Origin of the sequence: Pantoea sp. ICBG 828 (genome assembly GCF_002928355.1) — a bacterium.
In the GTDB taxonomy this organism is placed as follows: Bacteria; Pseudomonadota; Gammaproteobacteria; order Enterobacterales; family Enterobacteriaceae; genus Pantoea; species Pantoea dispersa.
Window position 1 is genome coordinate 195,607 of the sequence record NZ_POWN01000004.1, and the last position, 18,899, is coordinate 214,505.

16 protein-coding genes are annotated in these 18,899 nt (G+C 57.1%); 6 read left to right on the forward strand and 10 right to left on the reverse strand.

Annotated features, from left to right (window positions below; translation table 11 throughout):
- Positions 1-122: 122 nt before the first annotated feature.
- The 6 genes from C1Y43_RS11460 to C1Y43_RS11485 all read right to left on the reverse strand — a co-directional run bounded on the left by C1Y43_RS11460 (position 123) and on the right by C1Y43_RS11485 (position 5,436).
- Entirely contained in the window at positions 123-986 is an 864-nt protein-coding gene (locus tag C1Y43_RS11460) for a ketose-bisphosphate aldolase (RefSeq protein ID WP_021509600.1), read from the reverse strand.
- Between the two features lie 100 nt (positions 987-1,086).
- Positions 1,087-1,938 carry a class II fructose-bisphosphate aldolase gene (locus C1Y43_RS11465; protein ID WP_104188266.1) on the reverse strand — a complete coding sequence of 284 codons (852 nt, stop codon included), beginning with the start codon at positions 1,936-1,938 and terminating at the stop codon, positions 1,087-1,089.
- 9 nt (positions 1,939-1,947) lie between these two features.
- Positions 1,948-3,039, reverse strand: coding sequence for a PTS fructose transporter subunit IIC (locus tag C1Y43_RS11470; protein ID WP_058759786.1), 1,092 nt, complete (start codon positions 3,037-3,039; stop codon positions 1,948-1,950).
- A gap of 11 nt (positions 3,040-3,050) precedes the next feature.
- Positions 3,051-3,365: a PTS fructose transporter subunit IIB gene (locus tag C1Y43_RS11475; RefSeq protein WP_021313325.1), complete on the reverse strand. Its 315-nt coding sequence runs from the start codon at positions 3,363-3,365 to the stop codon at positions 3,051-3,053.
- 23 nt (positions 3,366-3,388) lie between these two features.
- Entirely contained in the window at positions 3,389-3,859 is a 471-nt protein-coding gene (locus C1Y43_RS11480) for a PTS sugar transporter subunit IIA (protein WP_010618474.1), read from the reverse strand.
- Positions 3,860-3,876: 17 nt separating this feature from the next.
- Positions 3,877-5,436: a transcription antiterminator gene (locus C1Y43_RS11485; RefSeq protein ID WP_058776535.1), complete on the reverse strand. Its 1,560-nt coding sequence runs from the start codon at positions 5,434-5,436 to the stop codon at positions 3,877-3,879.
- Between the two features lie 408 nt (positions 5,437-5,844).
- On the opposite strand from C1Y43_RS11485, the gene parC reads away from it, so the two are divergent.
- From parC to ftsP, 3 genes are all read left to right on the forward strand, one after another.
- Complete coding sequence (gene parC, locus C1Y43_RS11490) at positions 5,845-8,118, forward strand: DNA topoisomerase IV subunit A (RefSeq protein WP_021509596.1); 2,274 nt, start codon at positions 5,845-5,847, stop codon at positions 8,116-8,118.
- A 38-nt stretch (positions 8,119-8,156) separates the two neighbouring features.
- Complete coding sequence (locus C1Y43_RS11495; RefSeq protein WP_058759788.1) at positions 8,157-8,894, forward strand: 1-acylglycerol-3-phosphate O-acyltransferase; 738 nt, start codon at positions 8,157-8,159, stop codon at positions 8,892-8,894.
- Positions 8,895-9,161: 267 nt separating this feature from the next.
- Entirely contained in the window at positions 9,162-10,589 is a 1,428-nt protein-coding gene (gene ftsP, locus C1Y43_RS11500; protein ID WP_031280127.1) for a cell division protein FtsP, read from the forward strand.
- Positions 10,590-10,865: 276 nt separating this feature from the next.
- Here the strand turns inward: ftsP and dkgA are convergent, their stop codons facing one another.
- Positions 10,866-11,693: a 2,5-didehydrogluconate reductase DkgA gene (gene dkgA / locus C1Y43_RS11505; protein ID WP_021509593.1), complete on the reverse strand. Its 828-nt coding sequence runs from the start codon at positions 11,691-11,693 to the stop codon at positions 10,866-10,868.
- 205 nt (positions 11,694-11,898) lie between these two features.
- Here dkgA and C1Y43_RS11510 point away from each other — a divergent pair, with 205 nt between their 5' ends.
- Positions 11,899-12,816, forward strand: coding sequence for an AraC family transcriptional regulator (locus C1Y43_RS11510; protein WP_021509592.1), 918 nt, complete (start codon positions 11,899-11,901; stop codon positions 12,814-12,816).
- 22 nt (positions 12,817-12,838) lie between these two features.
- On the opposite strand, the gene C1Y43_RS11515 is transcribed toward C1Y43_RS11510, so the two are convergent.
- Together C1Y43_RS11515 and metC are read right to left on the reverse strand one after the other, a co-directional pair.
- Positions 12,839-13,498, reverse strand: a complete 660-nt coding sequence (locus tag C1Y43_RS11515; RefSeq protein WP_021509591.1) for a DedA family protein — start codon at positions 13,496-13,498, stop codon at positions 12,839-12,841.
- Positions 13,499-13,603: 105 nt separating this feature from the next.
- Positions 13,604-14,794, reverse strand: coding sequence for a cystathionine beta-lyase (metC, locus tag C1Y43_RS11520; protein WP_104188268.1), 1,191 nt, complete (start codon positions 14,792-14,794; stop codon positions 13,604-13,606).
- Between the two features lie 466 nt (positions 14,795-15,260).
- Here metC and exbB point away from each other — a divergent pair, with 466 nt between their 5' ends.
- A complete protein-coding gene (exbB, locus tag C1Y43_RS11525; RefSeq protein WP_031280126.1) occupies positions 15,261-15,989 on the forward strand; it encodes a tol-pal system-associated acyl-CoA thioesterase in 729 nt (242 codons plus the stop codon).
- Positions 15,990-15,994: 5 nt separating this feature from the next.
- Positions 15,995-16,417, forward strand: coding sequence for a TonB system transport protein ExbD (gene exbD, locus C1Y43_RS11530; RefSeq protein ID WP_104188269.1), 423 nt, complete (start codon positions 15,995-15,997; stop codon positions 16,415-16,417).
- Positions 16,418-16,530: 113 nt separating this feature from the next.
- Here exbD and C1Y43_RS11535 read toward each other — a convergent pair whose 3' ends face one another.
- On the reverse strand, positions 16,531-18,888 hold the full coding sequence (locus C1Y43_RS11535) for an Ig-like domain-containing protein (RefSeq protein ID WP_104188271.1): 2,358 nt from the start codon (positions 18,886-18,888) through the stop codon (positions 16,531-16,533).
- Between the last annotated feature and the right edge of the window lie 11 nt (positions 18,889-18,899).

Consider the following 18,899-nt stretch of genomic DNA (forward strand, 5'->3'; position numbering starts at 1 on the left):
GCGCAATTTATTGCGCAATCAGCAGCAGTGCGGCGGGTGAATACGTGTGATCAATCGCGCCGCTACGGCATGGGCAACTGACATCCTGCACTTGCGTAGCGGCCCTATTTATTGTTTTGAAATCAACGATACAATCCGGCTTTACCCAGCCCGCCAAACAGATTCATCTTGTAGCGAATCACCGCTTTCGCGGCGGCGATGGCGTCCGGATAAATCACATTCGGATCCCACCAGCTCTCCCGGGCGAGGATCTCGCGCAGTCGGGCGAAATAGGCGAACTTCATGTCGCTGGAGATATTGATCTTGCCTACGCCCAGCGTCACCGCCTCGGCAATCTCCGCGTCCGGATTGGCCGAACCGCCGTGCAGCACCAGCGGAATATCTACGCGCTGAGAGATATCCTTCAGAATGTGCATCTGCAGCTCCGGTTTCATATCTTTGGGATAGATACCGTGCGCGGTGCCAATCGCCACCGCCAGCGTATCGACGCCGGTGCGCTGCACAAAATCTTCCGCCTGCGCCGGTTCGGTGTAGATCACCTTGCTCACGCCGCCTTCCACCGTGGTGCCGGTATCGCCGATGGTGCCGAGCTCGCCTTCCACCGACACGCCCACCGCGTGCGCCAGCTTCACCACCTCTTTGGTCAGCGCCACATTCTCTTCGTACGGCAGCAGCGAGCCGTCAATCATTACCGAGGTAAACCCGCACTGAATAGCGCGCAGCACCTGCGCAATTGAAGCGCCGTGATCGAGGTGAATAGTAAACGGCACACGGCTTTTCAGGGTGCGTTCGCGCACGTAGCCAAAAAATTCATCGGTGACAAATTCCAGTTCGCTCGGATGGATAGAAATAATGGCGGGCGTGTTGGTGGCTTCGGCTTCTTCCACCACGGCACGGATAAAGCAGCTGTCAGCGACGTTAAATGCGCCGATGGCGAAGCGATGTTCACGGGTCGGGGCCAGCATCTCTTTCATTGAAATCAACATGTTTATGTTTCCTTAGCGTGAGTTTTACCAGAGCCGGCGCACGCGCCGACCCGATGAGGGATAAAAAGAAACAGTTGGAAATTGCGCCGCGATCGGGGCGTCAGTAGCGGTTTGCCGACCCTGACCAGCTCAGATATTCAATAACCACTTCGCGACAGGCGGACTCCATCAGCGCCAGCACATCGGCCAGCTCGGCCTGCGGATGCTGGCGCAGCGCCTGCTGCACCGCGTGCTTACCGGCGTCGAACACCGCAGCGCCGACGTTGATCTTGGCGACGCCACAGGCGCTGACGCGGCGTATATCCTCCGCCGGGGTGCCCGAGCCGCCGTGCAGCGCCAGCGGCCGCGTCGTCACCGCGTGCAGCTGCTGCAGCCGTTCAAAGTCGATCTTCGGCTTTACGTCCGGCGGATAAAGCCCGTGCGCGGTACCGACCGAAATCGCCAGCAGATCGATGCCGGTCTGCTCAATAAACGGCAGCACGTCTTCTACCCGCGTCATTTTCACGGCGGCATCGGCCAGTTCATATGTGGGCGCATCGGCGATATGCCCCAGTTCGCCTTCAACGCACACGCCAGCGGTATGCGCCATCTTCACTACCGCTGCGGTCTGACGAATATTGTCCGCCAGCGGCTCGGCCGATGCGTCAATCATCAGACCGGTAAAGCCGGCGCGAAACGCCTGACCAATCAGCGGAAAAGCTTTGCCGTGGTCGAGCGCCAGCGCTACCGGCACCGCGGCCTGAGCCGCCAGCGCCTGTACCAGCGCCACCGCCACCGCCGGCGGAAAATGCGCGCTGTGTCCCTGATACACGTTGAGAATCAGCGGCGCGCGTTGCTGTTCAGCCGCCTGAATCGCCGCGCGGGCGGTTTCGAGGTTGAAGCAGTTGATCGCCAGCACCGCGTACTTGTGCTGGAAGGCGGCCTGAATCAGGTCATTCATCATGGCAAACATGCGGGCTCCTTATTCCAGAGTGAATTTGATCTCTTCATCGCGGACGCCGGGTGCTTCCACGTCATCGAACTCTTCATCCTGCTGCGTGACCGGTTTTTTCATCACCGACAGCATCACGCCGCACACCACGGTGCCGATGCCGAGCGCCAGGCAGAACAGCCACGGTTTGGTGAACAGCGGCACCACGAACATGCCACCGTGCGGCACCGGCGCTTCCACGCCCCACACCATAATCAGTCCGCCGGCCAGCGCTGAGGCCACCACGCAGCTGGCCACCACGCGCAGCAGGTCGCGTGCCGCAATCGGAATCACACCTTCGGTAATCATGCAGATGCCCATCGGGAAAGCGGCTTTCAGCGCTTCTTTCTCTGCTTTGGTGTACTTGTGGCGCGTCAGCAGATACGAGAGGGTGATGCCGAACGGCGGAATGATGGAGCCGACAAACTTCACCGCTTCCGGACCGTAAATGCCATCGACCAGCATGCCGTCGGCGAACAGCGACATGGTCTTATTGATCGGCCCGCCAAAGTCGAAGGTAGCCATCGCGCCGAGAATGGCGCCCATCACGAATTTGGAGCCGCCCTGCATGGACTCCAGCAGATGAATCAGCGTTTTTTGCAGCCAGACGATCGGCTGGCCGATAAAGGTCATCATCAGCAGCCCGGCGATGATGGTGCTGAGCAGCGGCAGCACCATGATTGGCATCAGCCCCTGCATCGACTGCGGCAGCCTGATCACCCGGCGCAGCAGCAGCACGGTATAGCCGACGAGGAAACCGCCCAGAATGCCGCCGATGAATCCGGTGCCGATCTGACCGCAGATAAAGCCGACGATCAGGCCAGGCGCAAAGCCGGGACGATCGGCAATGGAGTAGGCGATGGCGGCGCTGATCAGCGGCACAATCAGCCCCATGCCCCAGCCGCCGATCTGGTTTAGCATCCACGCAATGCTGCCAGTCTGTTTGCCGACGTCCGGCCCGCCAATCACCTGGCCGAGCGCAATGCAGATGCCGGCGGCGACGATCAGCGGGATCATCCATGAGATGCCGGTGAGCAGGTGGCCTTTGATCTCCTGGCCGTACTGACGTTTGTGATCGCTCATGATCGATCTCCTCAGGCGCGCGCCAGTGAATCCGCCACTTTTTCGAGGAATTTCACCGGTGACTTGATCACCACTTCGGTTTTCACTCGCACGATGGGTTTGCCCTGAAAGCGCTCTTCGCCGTTGATCTTGACGTCAACCGCAAGGATCACCACGTCAGCGGCGTCGATCTGCTCACGCGTCAGCGGCGTTTCAGTGCCGATGGTGCCCTGGGTTTCAACGTGGATGGTGTGGCCCAGCGCGTGAGCCCCCTTAATCAGTTTTTCGCGCGCAATGTAGGTATGCGCGATGCCTGCGGTGCAGGCCGCTACACAGACGATATTCATGTGGCACCTCAAGGTGTTGGGTGTTAACAGAGGTCGGTTTCGGCGTACTGACTAAACAGCCGGATGATATTGCCGGGGTCATTCTCCGCCAGCAGTCGGGCTATCACCTCATCATCGGCCAGCGCGCTGGCCACCTGCGACAACAGGCGAATATGGGTAGTGTTCTGATCTTCCAGCCGCACGGCGAACAGGATGATGCAGCGCACCTGGCTGCCATCCAGCGTTTCCCACGGAATGTCCTGCTGGGTGCGGCCGATGGCGAGCGTGGTTTGTTTGACCGCCGACGATTTGCCGTGCGGAATCGCGATATGGTTTTCGAAGCCGGTCGAGCCTTCCGCTTCACGCAGCCAGACATCGGCAATAAACGCGGCGCGATCGCTGATGGCGCCGTCACTCACCAGCAGATCGGTGAGTTCGTTGATCGCCTCTTCTTTACTGGTGGCGCTAAGCGCCAGGTTAACGCGGCGCGGCGTCAGAATGCGGGAAATGTCCATGGTTGCTCCTCATTCAATCAGTGTGCGGCCAACGCGCAGGGCGTGCCGTTGGGCAGCTGGCTGCCAATCATGGCGTCAGTGACCCGCCGGATATCGTCATCATTAAAAAAGGCGCTGACATACACGGCCGGAATGGCACCGGCGTCGAGGTGGATGGTGGTAATCACCAAATCCACCGCGTGGTGCTGACAAAACGCCGCCTGATTGCTGGCTGACACCACGCCGGCAATTTCCCAGTCCGGAAAAGCGCGTAATATGCGGCTCTTTAGCAGGTGCGAGGTACCCACGCCGCTGGAGCACACCACCAGGATGCGTTTGTGGGCGATCTGCCGCTCCAGTGCCGCCTGGAAATGGACGCACAGATAACCAATTTCATCCTCAGCCACCGGCGACAGGGCGAAGGTGCGCGCGGTCAGCTGCATTGCCTGCTGGGTCAGAGAAAATATCTCTTTCATTTCCTGTTTAATATCATCCAGCAGCGGATTGCGAATATGAATGTGATATTTAAGCCGGTTTAATAATGGCTTTATATGCACCAGTAAACCGTCAAATAATAAACGGTCCTGAGATAAGTCCTGCTGAATAAACGCCGAGAAACGATCAATTAATTCGCAGGTTATTTTAACCGACTCGGCAGTGGAAAATTGATTATGCAGCGTCACCTGATCGCCACGCTCTTCCACCACAATGCCGGAGGAGACGATATATTGATAAATAAAACCGACTTCATCGGCCGGCAATGCACAGCCGATGCGCTGCTCAATGCGCGCCACCATCTGCCGGGCAATGGTGAGAATCGACTGATCCAGATCGTGCGCGGTGGTGAGAATGTCCAGCGCCAGCGCGTTGCCCTGCGCCATGCGGTGCATCATGATCAGGATGTGCGTGCACAGATTGAGATACCAGGCATCGCCCAGCGGATAACTCAGCTGCTGCTCCATCTGTTGCAGCAGCGTCTGCACAAAGGCCACATCCTCTTCGCCAAAATAGTGCACCAGCGCCTGCTGGCTGCCGGGATCGAGCCGCGGCAGCAGCGGCGTACCGGCGACCTGTTGCTGCATCACATCGTTGATCAGCGACACCATCGCCTGACGCAGCGCCTGCTCATGGCCCTCTATATGCGTACCGCCCGGGCCGCGCTGCAGCGTTAATCCCAGCGGCTGCAACCACTCTTCAATCACCTTCAGGTCGTTCACAATCGAGGCGTGGCTGATAAAGTAGCGCTCGGACAGCTTGCTGATTGACGTAGCACGCGGCGCATCGCTCAGGAGCTGGGAGGCGATTTTTATCCGCCGGCTGTTATGACTGAGCGCGTCGCCGGCCTCGTCGCCGTTCAGCTGCTGCTCCAGCTGCAAACGCTGCTGCATATCCTCAACCCGCAGCCGCACACCGCGGCCAGGGGTTTTCTCCAGCGTCAGCGCCCAGTTGCTGAGCCAGCTCTCCAGCCACTGCAGGTCGCGCTGAATGGTCTTTCCGGAGACACCGAGCTGTAACGCCAGCTGACCAATCGGCTGCGGCGCCGCCTGTTGCAACAGCAATTTCACTAACCGGTGTTGTCGCGAAGTCAGTATTTGCATTCGGTCACCCTTTATTTTGGTAAAACCTAATGGGATTTTTCCTTGTGGCATTTATTTCATTGCCAGCAAGCCGTCGCGAAAAAGGTGTGTCTTATGGAGTATGAATTTAGGAAAGGATGGCGGCGGCAACAATACTAAATGTTGTCCCGTCAGGCGGACAGTATTAATACACCGCGATGACAGGAAATTAAATGCGAGTTTGCTCACACAATAAAGTGCTAAATAAGTGTGATGATGCTCTCAATCCTTTTTATTTTTTCAACTGGCGTCACGTTATTTAAGGTCGGGAGATTCTTTCTGTCCTCAACGGCTTCCCTGTGACTAAATCCCGCGAATAAGGTACTATCCTCGCCAAATGACCGCCGGATGACCCGCCGTTGCGGGCCACGAAGTGAGGATGCCAGCTTAATGAGTGAAATGACACAGGATGGCGCAGAGCGTCTTGCCCTGCACAAGTTTACTGAAAACGCGTACCTGAACTACTCCATGTACGTGATCATGGACCGTGCGCTGCCGTACATCGGTGACGGTCTCAAGCCGGTGCAGCGCCGCATTGTTTATGCCATGTCCGAGCTGGGGCTTAACGCCAGCGCAAAATTCAAGAAATCGGCGCGTACCGTGGGTGACGTGCTGGGTAAATACCATCCGCACGGCGACAGCGCCTGCTACGAAGCCATGGTGCTGATGGCGCAGCCGTTCTCCTACCGTTATCCGCTGGTGGATGGTCAGGGCAACTGGGGTGCGCCGGACGATCCGAAATCCTTTGCGGCGATGCGTTACACCGAATCGCGCCTGTCGAAATATGCCGAAGTGCTGCTCAGCGAGCTGGGGCAGGGCACGGTGGATTACATCCCGAACTTCGACGGCACGCTGCAGGAGCCGAAAATGCTGCCGGCGCGCCTGCCGAACATCCTGCTCAACGGCACCACCGGCATCGCCGTGGGTATGGCGACCGATATTCCGCCGCACAACCTGCGCGAAGTGGCCGAAGCCGCGGTGCGCCTGATCGACAAGCCCAACACCACGCTGGATGAGCTGCTGGAAATCGTGCAGGGGCCGGACTTCCCGACCGAAGCCGAGATCATCACGCCACGCGACGAGATCCGCAAGATCTACCAGAACGGCCGTGGTTCGATCCGCCAGCGTGCGGTGTGGAAAAAAGAGGACGGCGAAGTGGTGATCACCGCGCTGCCGCACCAGGTGTCGGGCGCGCGCGTGCTGGAGCAGATCGCCAGCCAGATGCGCAATAAAAAGCTGCCGATGGTGGAGGATCTGCGCGATGAATCGGATCACGAAAACCCGACGCGGCTGGTGATTGTGCCGCGCTCCAACCGGGTGGATCTCGATCAGGTAATGAACCATCTGTTTGCCACCACCGATCTGGAGAAGAGCTACCGCGTTAACCTCAACATGATCGGGCTGGATAACCGTCCGGCGGTGAAAAACCTGCTGGAGATCCTCTCGGAATGGCTGGTGTACCGCCGCGATACCGTGACGCGCCGTCTCAATCATCGCCTGGAACGCGTGCTGCGTCGTCTGCATATCCTCGAAGGTTTGCTGGTGGCGTTCCTCAATATTGATGAGGTGATTCACATCATCCGCAGCGAGGATGAGCCGAAGCCGGTACTGATGTCGCGCTTTGACATCAGCGAAACCCAGGCCGAAGCGATTCTGGAACTGAAACTGCGCCATCTCGCCAAACTGGAAGAGATGAAGATTCGCGGTGAACAGGCCGAGCTGGAAAAAGAGCGCGATCAGCTGCAGGCGATCCTCGCCTCTGATCGCAAAATGAGTAACCTGCTGAAGAAAGAACTGCTGGCGGATAGCCAGACCTACGGCGACGATCGCCGCTCGCCGCTGCATGAACGTGAAGAAGCGAAAGCGCTGAGCGAGAACGAGCTGGTGAGCGCTGAGCCGGTCACCATTGTGCTGTCGCAGATGGGCTGGGTGCGCAGCGCCAAAGGTCACGATATCGATCCGGCAGGATTAAGCTACAAAGCGGGCGACAGCTACCGTGCCGCCGCGCGCGGCAAGAGCAACCAGCCGGTGGCGTTTATTGACTCCACCGGCCGCAGCTATACGCTGGATCCGACCTCGCTGCCGTCGGCACGCGGGCAGGGTGAGCCGCTCACCGGCAAGCTGACGCCACCGCCAGGTGCGGTGATTGAGCAGGTGCTGATGGAAGCGGACGATCAGAAGCTGCTGATGGCCTCCGATGCCGGCTACGGCTTCATCTGTACCTTTGCCGATCTGGTGTCGCGCAACCGCGCCGGTAAAGCGCTGCTGACGTTGCCTGAAAACGCCAAAGTGATGACGCCGCTGGCGGTGCACTCTGGCGACGACATGCTGCTGGCCATCACCCAGGCGGGGCGGATGCTGATGTTCCCGGTGGCCGATCTGCCGCAGATGTCGAAAGGCAAGGGCAACAAGATTATCTCGATTCCGTCCGCGGACGCCGCCGCGGGCGTGGACAAGCTGCAGTGGCTGCTGATTCTGCCGCCGGGCAGTTCCATCACTATCTATGTCGGCAAGCGTAAGCTGATCATGCGTGATGAAGATCTGCAGAAAGTGCGTGCTGAGCGCGGCCGTCGCGGTAGCGTATCGCGCGGACTGCAGCGGATCGATAGCGTGGAAGTGAATGCGCCAGCGCGGCCAAAAAGTGACGCGAATAGCGAAGAGTAAGACTGAAAAGGCGAAGGACTGCCACATTTGAGGAAGCTATGTTACTAATTTTACGCACGTTGATCGTTGTGATTTATTCGATTCTGGTTTGTGTGTTTGGCAGCATCTGGTGTCTGTTTTCACCGCGTAATCCGCGCCACGTGGCGACCTTTGGTCACATGTTTGGTCGTCTGTCGACGGTGTTTGGCGTCAAAGTCGAACTGCGTAAACCGGCGGATGCCGAAAGCTACGGTAACGCGATTTACATCGCTAACCATCAGAACAACTACGACATGATCACCGCCGCCAATATCGTGCAGCCGACCACGGTCACGGTGGGCAAGAAAAGCCTGCTGTGGATCCCGTTCTTCGGCCAGCTCTACTGGCTGACCGGTAACCTGCTGATTGACCGCGATAACCGCGCCAAAGCGCACGGCACCATCGGCGAGCTGGTGGCGCAGTTCAAAAAGAAGAAAATTTCCTTCTGGATGTTCCCGGAAGGGACGCGCAGCCGCGGACGCGGTCTGCTGCCGTTCAAGACCGGCGCGTTCCATGCGGCGGTGGCGGCGGGCGTGCCGATCATCCCGGTGGTGGTCTCTAACACCCACGGCAAAATCAAACTGAATCGCTGGAACAATGGCTTAGTGATCGTGGAAATGCTGCCGCCAGTGGATACCACGCAGTTTGAAACCACGTCGGTACGTAAACTGGCGACCCACTGCCGTGAATTAATGTCTGCTAAGCTGGAAGAGTTGAACGCTGAAGTCGCCGAACGCGAAAAAAACGGTAAAATCTAGCCGGCAAAAAATGGCTCACCCGCAGCGCGCAATGGCTCGATCTGTCGGGTGCATTGATTTGCTGCGGATCCCGCCATTTGTAGGATGCGCATTCATGCGCACCGGGCCCCGCCGCTTGTAGGGTGCGCATTCATGCGCACCGGGTCCCGGATGCGCATTGACCTGACCCGGACACACAGCAGCGCCGGTCGGGCGCTTCACAACACGATTAAAAATAACAACATGGACACGGCGTCTTCACGCCACGCTCAAAAGGTCTGAAGTTTTATGTCTTGCAGCAGACGTCAGTTTATTCAGCTTTCTGCCGGTATGGCGCTGGCTTCCAGCGTTATGCCTTACGCCGCCCGCGCCGCCGCGCCACTGGGCGATGTACCTTTGCCGGTGCCGCCGCTGATTGAATCACGCCGCGGTCAGCCGCTGTTCCTTACGCTGCAGCGCAGCCACTGGTCCTTCAACGGTAACAGCAACAAAGTGCCGGTATGGGGCATTAACGGCCTGTACCTTGGCCCGACGGTGCGCGTTTACAGCGGCGATGATGTCAAACTGATCTACAGCAACCGCCTCAATGAACCGGTGGCGATGACCGTCAGCGGTTTGCAGGTGCCGGGCGCGCTGATGGGCGGTGCGCCGCGCATGATGTCCGCCGGCGTAGACTGGGCACCGGTGCTGCCGATTCGTCAGGGCGCAGCCACGTTGTGGTATCACGCCAACACGCCGAATCGCATGGCGCCGCACGTTTATAACGGCCTGGCGGGCATGTGGCTGATCGAAGATGACATCAGCAAAGCGCTGCCGCTGCCGAAGCATTATGGCGTCGATGATTTCCCGCTGATTATTCAGGACAAGCGCCTCGATAACTTTGCCACGCCGGTTTATAACCCACCGTCGGACGGCGGTTTCCTCGGCGATACGCTGCTGGTTAACGGCGTGCAAAACCCGTATGTCGAAGTGTCGCGCGGCTGGGTGCGTTTGCGCCTGCTGAATGCGGCCAATGCGCGCCGTTTCGATCTCAGCTTTAGCGACAACCGGCCGTTTACGGTGATCGCCAGCGATCAGGGCTTCCTGCCCGCGCCGGTAGCGGTGCAGACGCTGTCGCTCGCACCGGGCGAACGCCGCGAAGTGCTGGTGGACATGTCGCAGGGCGATGAAGTGTCGATCACCGCAGGCACGGCGGCAGGCATTATGGATCGTCTGCGCGGGCTGTTTGAGCCGTCATCGATTCTGACCAACACGCTGGTACTGACGCTGCGTCCAACCGGCCTGCTGCCGCTGGTGACGGATAACCTGCCGATGCGCCTGCTGGCGGATCAGATTCTTGATGGCGTGGCGGTGCGCACGCGCGAATTCCGCCTCGGCGACGGCACGCCAGGCATTAACGGTGTGCTGTGGGACATGAACCGCATCGATACGACGGTGCAGCAGGGCACCTTTGAGCGCTGGATCATTCACGCCGACCGACCGCAGTCGCTGCATATTCAGGGCGTGATGTTCCTGATTAAGAGCGTCAACGGCGCGCAGTCGATGGGAGAGGATCGCGGCTGGAAAGATACGGTCTGGGTGGATGGCGATGTCGAGCTGCTGGTGAGTTTCCCGCAGAGTTCGTCAGAGCATTTCCCGTTTGTCTATTACAGCCAGACGCTGGAGCTCGCCGATCGCGGCACGGCAGGGCAGATGGTGGTGAATCCGGTTGGGTGAGGCGCGTTGCTGTTCCCTCACCCTAACCCTCTCCCGCCAGCGGGAGAGGGAACCGTTTTGTGCAATATTACACACTGGTACACCGCTTCAAATTCGCGCGGACATCTCCCTCTCCCGCGTGCGGGAGAGGGCCGGGGTGAGGGTGCCTGGTTGCACAGTATTACCCACTGGCACACTGCTTCAGATTTGCGCGGACATCTCCCTCTCCCGCGTGCGGGAGAGGGCCGGGGTGAGGGGGCAAACCGCACCCTTCACCCATCGCATCCTTAACCCGCGTCACCCATTAAACTCTTCCGGATCCGGTCCCAGTCGCTTGCCTTTATCCAGCTTCGCGATCTCGCTCACTTCTGACTTATCCAGCCGGAAATCAAACACCTGGAAGTTCTCCTGAATGCGTGCCGGCGTTACCGACTTCGGAATCACCACCAGGCCGCTGTCCAGATGCCAGCGAATCACAATCTGTGCCGGCGTCTTACTGTACTTCTTCGCCAGCTCGCGAATGATCTCCTGATCAAACACGCCTTCACCGCCCTGCGCCAGCGGGCTCCACGACTCGGTCTGAATCTGATGCAGCGCGTTCCATGCATGCAGCGTGCGCTGTTGCAGCATCGGATGCAGTTCAATCTGATTCACCACCGGCGACACGCCAGTTTCATCAATCAGCCGCTTGAGATGCGCTTCATGGAAGTTGCACACGCCGATGCTTTTCGCCAGGCCCTGCTGCTGCAGTTCCACCATTTTCTTCCACGCATCGACGTAGTGATCTTTCTGCGGACACGGCCAGTGCATCAGATACAGGTCCACCTGCTCCAGCTGCAGCTTCTTCAGGCTGGTCTCCATCGCCTGTTCAACGTTCTGCTGGTCATCATTCCACAGTTTGGTGGTGATAAAGATCTCATCGCGCGCCACGTCGGTTTCCTGCAGCGCCTGGCCAATCGCCTCTTCATTTTTATACGCGGCGGCGGTATCGATGGAGCGATAGCCGACCTTCAGTGCTTCCAGCACCGCGTTGCGCGCTTCATCAATGCTGGCCTGCCAGACGCCAAGGCCGAGTTGCGGCATCATGTTGCCGTCGTGCAGTTTAATCCGGGGTTGCTCTGCCATAGTGACTCCTTATCGGTTGCAGTGACTTACCGTAGAAACGATGTGCTTAAGTCTAGTCAACAAACCTGACCTGAGGATCATTGTGGCAACCGAACGGCACTTTCGCCCGGTGCAATCCTGCAAAAATCTTGCCTGATTCTCCAGCCATCTGGAGCTTTATGCAGCAATGCGGCACACTGCGTTTTTTGCTGCCCGAGAGAGTGCCATGCCGAACGATGCCCTTTGCCGCCAGCTGGCGCAGCGCGTGATCACGCTGATGCGCGAGCCACAAAAGCCGCTGTGTGCGGTGGAAAACGTGCGGTTAATCTACGCAGAGGAACCGCTGCCTCGTACGCCGATGTTGTATCCGGCGGGCATCGTGATCCTGTTTCAGGGACACAAAACCGGCTACCTCGGCAGCACGGTGTTTCGCTACGACGCCACCAAATATCTGATGCTCACCGTCACGCTGCCGGTGGAGTGCGAAACTGACGCCACGCCGCAGCAGCCGCTGGCCGGCATGAGTCTCACCGTGGATCCGGCCAGTTTGCAGGATCTGCTGTTAAGCATTGGCGATGACGAGCAGTTTCAGCCTCAGCCGCAAACCTCCGGCATTCACTCTGCGTTTCTTAGCGAGGAGATGCTGTGCGCCGCGGAACGGCTGCTGGATGTGATGGATAAACCGCGTGACGCCCGCGTGCTCGGCCCGCAGCTGGTGCGTGAAATCATCTATTACGTACTGACCGGGCCGATTGGCGGCGCGCTGCTGTCGCTGGTCAATCGCCAGACGCAGTTCAGCCAGGTGGCCCGGGCGCTGCGCCGCATCGAGAATCACTTTGCCGAAAGCCTGAGCGTGGAAATGCTGGCGGCGGAGGTCAACATGAGCGTCTCGGCGTTTCACCATAACTTTAAGGCGGTGACCCAGACGTCGCCGCTGCAATATCTCAAGCGTTACCGGCTGCATCAGGCGCGGTTAATGATGCTGCAGGATGGGCTGAAGGCCAGCGCCGCCGCCGTGCGCGTCGGCTATGAAAGCCCGTCACAGTTTTCGCGGGAGTTTAAACGGTACTTTGGCGTGACGCCGGGAGAAGAGGCGAGCCGCGCGCGCCAGACCGGGGCGCTGCTGCCGTTTGACGCCGCCTGAAGCGGCGGCGCTTTACAGAGGCTCAGGCTTTCTGGCGACGCTTTTTCCAGATCACCACAATGCTGCCGCCGAGGCCGAGAAACAGCAGCACAATAGGCAGCACCATCAGGATCGCCATCACCTGATCTTCGTGGCGCTTGATAAACGGCACCTGGCTGATGCCATAGCCCATCGCCACCACAATCCCGACCCACAGCGCGCCGCTCAGCCAGTTGAAGAACTGAAAACGCCCGTTCTGCAAACCCGAAATGCCCGCCATGGTGGGCAGCAGCGTACGCACAAAGGCCAGAAAGCGGCCAACCAGCAGTGCCATCAGGCCGTGGCGGTTGAACAGGTGCCAGGCGCGCTGATGGTACTGCGCTGGCAAATGCATCAGCCAGCTTTTGACGATTTTAGTATTACCAAGCCAGCGCCCCTGCAGATAGCTCAGCCAGCAGCCGAGGCTGGCAGCGGTGGTCAGAATCACCATGGTCGGCACAAAATCCATCACGCCTTTGGCGATCATCGCGCCTGCCAGCAGCAGCAGGCTGTCGCCGGGCAGGAACGAGGCAGGCAGCAAACCGTTTTCCAGGAACAGCGTCAGAAACATCACGCCGTAGACAATCCACACTACATCCGGATTGGCCAGCGCGGCAAAATCCTGATGCCACAGCGCCTGGACAATCTCATGTAAAACACCCATCAGCTATCCCATCGAGTCACAAGGCTTGTATTTTAACCGTCCGGGACGGCGTAATCGTTGATCTCCGCTACGCCGCACCGGATGGTTTAAGTTTGGTTTATCTTTTTACGCTTTCAGGCGGGCAAAACCGGCTTTCAGGTCATCCAGCAGATCGTCAACGTGCTCGAGCCCGATATGCAGACGCACCAGCGTGCCGTCAAAATCCACGCCGCCCGCCGGACGAATTGCCGCCAGCTCTTCCGGCTGGTTCGCCAGAATCAGCGATTCAAAGCCGCCCCACGAGTAGGCCATACTGAAATGGTGGAAGCGATCGAGATAATTTGCCAGCTGCGCCGGGGTGAGTTTTTCATGCAGGATGAATGAGAACAGCCCGCTGCTGCCGCTGAAGTCGCGCCGCCAGAATTCGTGGCCTTTGCACTGCGCCAGCGCCGGATGGTTGACGCGCGCCACTTCCGGCTGTGCCGCCAGCCATTCGGCCACGCGCAGGCCGCTCTCTTCGTGCTGACGCAGACGCGTAGCCAGCGTGCGCAGGCCGCGGCTGGCCATGTACGCGGTGTCTGCATCCACCATCTGGCCCATTAGATAGGAGTTTTCGCGCAGCTGCGCCCAGCAGCGTTCGTTGGCCACCGCAGTGCCGATCATCGCATCGCTGTGGCCGATGATGTATTTGGTGCCGGCCTGGATCGAAATGTCGATGCCATGCTCCAGCGCGTTAAACAGCACGCCCGCCGCCCAGGTATTATCAATCATGATCACCGCGTCTGGCGCTTTGGCGCGCACCGCCGCGACAATCGCCGGAATATCCTGCACTTCCATGGTGATGGACGCCGGTGATTCGAGGAACACCACGCGGGTGTTCGGCTGCACCAGCTCGCCGATTTCACTGCCGATGCAGTGATCGAACCAGGTGGTGGTGACGTTAAGGTTCGCGAGAATTTTGGTGCAGAAATCCTGGGTGGGTTCGTACACCGCGCCGCTGACCAGAATGTGATCGCCACTGGTGACAAACGCGAGGATGGCATTGGCGACTGCGGCCGCACCGCACGGATAGAGCACGCAGCCGGCGCCGCCTTCCAGTTCGGTCATCGCATCCTGGAAGGAAAAATGGGTGAGGGTGCCGCGCCGGCCATAAAACAGTTCACCGCTGGCGCGTCCGGCGGTGGCGCGTTGTTTGTCCGCGACGGAGTCAAAAACCAGTGAGGATGCGCGCTGAATGACGCTGTTAACCGAGCCCTGAGTGTAACGTTTGCTGCGTCCCGCGGTGACAAGCCGGGTATCAATTTTTTTCGTTGCCATCACTGCCTTTCCTGACACGTCTCACAAAGCATTCAACTTACCACGAATCGCGGCGCGGGGTTGAGCCCGTTTGCCGAATATCAGAGTGACGCCAGCACAATCGCGGAAAGAGGCTGGATGTGGCTTTTATTACGCGGCGGAAAAGCAAAGCGCAATAAATTGCGCCGCTACGACCCGTGCGGGATGTTCGTCCGCGCCAGTTGCTCAATTCCGCAAACCGCACCAAACCGTAGCGGCGCGATTCATCGCGCAACCGTGCCTGCTGCTCCATCCCACAGACCGCACCAAACCGTAGCGGCGCGATTCATCGCGCTAAACATTGCGCCGTATCAATTCAGCGGGTTACAGCTTTGTAAATAGTAATGAGAACCACTATCACTTCGGTCGGTTTTTTTGCTATGATCCGCGCTTCAATCGTGAACGGTGCAACAGAAGTCGGAGACGCAGCGTGGTAGCCAGTGACTTGATGCAAACGGACCTCTCCGTTTGGGGCATGTATCAGCATGCCGATATCGTGGTAAAAATTGTGATGATCGGCCTGTTGCTGGCCTCGGTCGTTACCTGGGCGATTTTCTTTGGCAAATACGCGGAGCTGAGCGGGGCAAAACGTCGCCTGAAGCGCGAACAGCTGGCGCTGGGCGAAGCGCGCTCACTGAATGACGCGTATCGCGCTGCCGAAAACTTCAAAGCCAACAGCCACAGTGCCGTGCTGCTTGCCGACACGCGTAACGAACTGGAACTCTCCGCCGGCAGCGAAGACCTTGACGGCATCAAAGAGCGCACCAGCTTCCGCCTTGAGCGTCGCGTCGCGGGCTTCAGCCGCCACGCCGGTCGCGGTAATGGTTTCCTCGCCACCATCGGTTCCGTCGCGCCGTTTATCGGTCTGTTCGGCACCGTGTGGGGTATCATGAACAGCTTTATTGGTATCGCGAAAACCCAGACCACCAACCTCGCGGTGGTGGCACCGGGCATCGCGGAAGCGCTGCTGGCGACGGCGATTGGCCTGGTAGCGGCAATCCCGGCGGTTGTGATCTATAACGTCTTTGCCCGCATGATTGCCAGCTACAAAGCCTCACTGGGCGACGTGGCGGCGCAGGTACTGCTGCTGCAGAGCCGCGATCTGGACCTCGGCAACGTCGATACCGCAAAAGAAGTTAACCGTCCGGCGGCGGCCCAGAAACTGCGCGTAGGATAAGTATTATGGCGATGCGTTTAAACGATGATGCGGTCGGCGATGGCGAAATGCACGAAATCAACGTGACGCCGTTTATCGACGTCATGCTGGTGCTGCTGATCATCTTCATGGTCGCTGCGCCACTCGCCACGGTGGATGTGCGCGTCAATCTGCCTGCTTCCACCAGCGCGCCGCAGCCGCGTCCGGAGAAGCCGGTTTATCTGTCGATCAAAGCGGATAAACAGATCTACATCGGTAACGATGCGGTGACCAAAGAGACGATGGTGAATGCGCTCACTGCGCAAACCGAAGGCAACAAAGAGACCACCATCTTCTTCCAGGCGGACAAATCAGTCGATTATGAAACGCTGATGTCGGTGATGGATCAGCTGCGTGAAGCGGGTTATCTGAAGATTGGTTTGATGGGCATGGAGACGGTGAAGAAATAGTTTCACCAACGTAAACCCAGCCATTTTATCTGTAAGGTCGTCAATTATGACGACCTTTTTTATTGTGGCGGCCGGAGCAGGCCGCCATGTCATTATGCGGTGGCGAACCGCGGTTAAACCAGATTCACCGTTACGCCGTCCTGCACCAGCAGTTCCGCGTCGCCGTGGCTGAACACATGGTACTGGTTGCCAGCGATGGTCACGGTGCCGGTTTGCTGCGTCCAGCCGCTGACCGCTTCGCCTTCCGGCAGGATGTCGCTAAGCTGCACTGTTTCGCAGGCATGATTATCAATCATTAACTGCGTCTTACCATCATCGATAAACTGATCCTGTTGTCCTTGCTCAAGGATTTCATCTGGATCAATTTGTAATAAACTATTGATGGCATCGTCATGTTGTTCATCAATCTGATTAATCGTTGTATTAACAATCGGAACGGCTTTTTGCCATATAAAATTATCTAAATACAATCCTCCTAAGTCACGCACCTCAATATCAAACTTAGTAAATAACCCTTCATCGATAGAGAACTTATGGTGCAATACCCCTTCTGGTACGGAAACTTTTTCTGAATGTATGATGTTATTATCTTTGTCATAAAAATTTATTATGTAATAGCCTTTATTTCCACCTATAACGTTCAATTCTAAAATTTTCGATGGTGGGACAGTGAACTCTGCTTTAGAGTTTTCTCTCATTATAAGATTATTGCCCGTGTAAGCTTGATTGCCGACATAATAATAGTGGTTTGATAGTTGTACAACTCCGGCTAAAGGCTTCATAGCAAAATCACTTTTGAAATTATATTTGCTGTATAAGTTAAATTGACTGCCAACCCCTACACTAGGATAAGGTTTAGGTATGTGGCTTCCTAAAGATGATGGTAAACCCTCAAAATTACAACCGCTATTAACGTAATTGTATTGCTGTATATTTATAACATAGCTATCGCTGGTTTTATCGCTATCTATCGTCGAGACCGTAAACGCCCACGAGCCGAATTTAAGCGATGGAGGGGTATAACTCCAGTCGCCCTTATCGTTTGAGAAGACAGAAACTGTAAATATGTCCTTACCGTCTGTATATTTGATAACCACAGTGCTATTTGCTTCCGCAACGCCAGAAAGAGTGGGAGTTCGATCATCGGTTTCTCCGCCATTACGGATTATGCCTGTTGATGTTCCCTCATCATCCCAAACAGATATAATTTTCGGCACTATTGTGCCAGTTGTTATAATCTGCAATTCGAAGGTTTTACCAGAGGGAGTATATGTGGCGGAAGTCCCTGACTGGAATTCATAAAGGCCTTCTGTCAAATTTTTACTTTCATAAGTCCATGTTCCATCTGCTTTAGTTATTACGCTACCCAATAAGTCCCACATGCCGGTTAGGTTGCGGTAGTGTATATAGACAATATTATTAGCTTCGGCACGGCCGTATAAAGTAGGAGTAGTATCGTCTGTAATCGCACCAGAACCGAGCATACCGGTAGACGGACCAAAATCATCGTAAGCATGAGTAATCTCAGTGCGAGTTGATGCCGATAGATCAATATTAAGTATGAACTCGTCAGTCCAGCCGCTACTATCATTGGCTCGGAACTCCCAGGTACCGGCACTCAGCGCCGGATTCGGTGTCCAGCTCCAGCGGCTACCGTCCATCACTGCGTTGCCTGCATCGATCCATTCGCCTTTATCATTTCGATACTGGATTCTCACCGTGCTACCTGCTGGTGCGTTACCGCAAAGCTCTGGTGTGGTGTCATCAGTCAGTCCGCCACTTTTCAATTCGCCAGTTGCATTGCCGACATTATCTATTGCGTGAGTGATTTCCAGAATGGCGCCGGGATCGGGCGGGGTTGAGCCATCTTTTCCGATGATGATACTAAAAGCATCCGAAACCTCACCCTCACGCACCTTACCGGCAAAGGTTTCACTCGCCACCAGCGTTAAATCATGCTGGCCGTCGGTGAGGTCAATTTCTGGCTCGATCTTCCACATCCCGGTATTTTCATCCGCTTTGGCGCTGCCGATAACCGTATCATCTTCCTTCAGGTAAACAATCACGCCTTTTTCCGCGATACCGGTCAGGGTGGGGCGGCGGTCGTCGGTCATCTTGCCAGAATCGAAGCTGCCGGTGATGTCACCCTGATCGTCGTACATGTTCAGCAGCGTCGGCGCTGCTGGCGGCGTGGTATCAACAATCAGCGTACGCAGACTGGGCGTACTGACGTTGCCGGCCTTATCAACCGACTGGAAAGACATGTTGTAGTAACCATCCTCCAGCGGCGTTGCAGGTGTCCAGCTCCAGTAGCCGTTGGCAGGGTCGATATCTACCGTAAAGGTCTCTTTGCCGACGGTAATCAGCATGGTGCCGCCCTTACCGATTTCTGAATTTGCATAGCCAAAAAACGTGGGGGTGTTGGTGTCGCGCTCGAGGTATTTCACCTCTTCATAATTGAACAGTTCCATGGAGATTATTC